The sequence below is a fragment of the Sedimenticola hydrogenitrophicus genome, from assembly GCF_029017505.1.
Taxonomy (GTDB): Bacteria; Pseudomonadota; Gammaproteobacteria; order Chromatiales; family Chromatiaceae; genus Sedimenticola; species Sedimenticola hydrogenitrophicus_A.
This window is the reverse complement of record NZ_JAQGEI010000108.1, coordinates 1-751: the sequence shown is the minus strand read 5'-3', so window position 1 is coordinate 751 and position 751 is coordinate 1. Positions and strand designations below refer to the sequence as shown.

The following is a 751-nucleotide window of genomic DNA, read 5'->3' as shown; positions in this document are numbered from 1 at the left end:
CGCTGTACCGGTTGCGGTCGATACGCCATCTTGTGTAGACGTTCAATCAGGTTATCCAGATTAGCGTCCAGGTCTTCGGCGTATTGCGCTTTGGTGACATTGTCTATGCCTGACGCGGCTTTTCCTTTGAGCTGCGTAAAGCATTCCAGCAACAGCGGTTTGTTCATCAGATGAAATAAACTGGTGAATTGACAGCGCTTGTCTTTGCTGGCTTTCTCGGCTATGCGTTGTAATTTTGTGGTCACGCTTTCTTCGTTTCTGTGCACGATACCTGTGTCCTCACAACGCTGTTGTTGTCGTGATGGCCTTTGCTCCAGCAACATTACTCGCCTTCATCGCTCCTACGCCACCATCCGACTTCCTGAGTCGCTTCAGTTGTTCTCGCTTTATTATCACTTGTTCAACTTACTCTCTTCATTGAAAGACGACTCAGGATCTCCCGAGTTGCCGATACTTCCCGATGTCCAACATGCCATGCTTTACAACCCCGGGGCAGCACAATGACACTTGCCTGTCGCATCATTGCATGGTGGCTTCCAAGAGGGGTACCTTGTCGCCCTGCCCGTGTGGAATCCTTACGAGGCTAAATCACTTCAGCTTACGCTTACGGCCTGCTGACTTGCGCCCATCGTGCTTAACATTTGGGGTTACCCCCGCCTGCCCGATGCTTGCTATCCGGTGGCTGGCCTGCCTTGCCGGAGTGGGACTCTCACCCACTGGAACTACCGACCTTGCTCGGCCGCACACCCCA

1 pseudogene is annotated in these 751 nt (G+C 52.7%); it reads right to left on the bottom strand.

Annotated elements, in window-relative coordinates:
- Positions 1-323: pseudogene (locus tag O9K64_RS23470) on the bottom strand (hypothetical protein); the annotation flags it as partial.
- Positions 324-751: the final 428 nt, after the last annotated feature.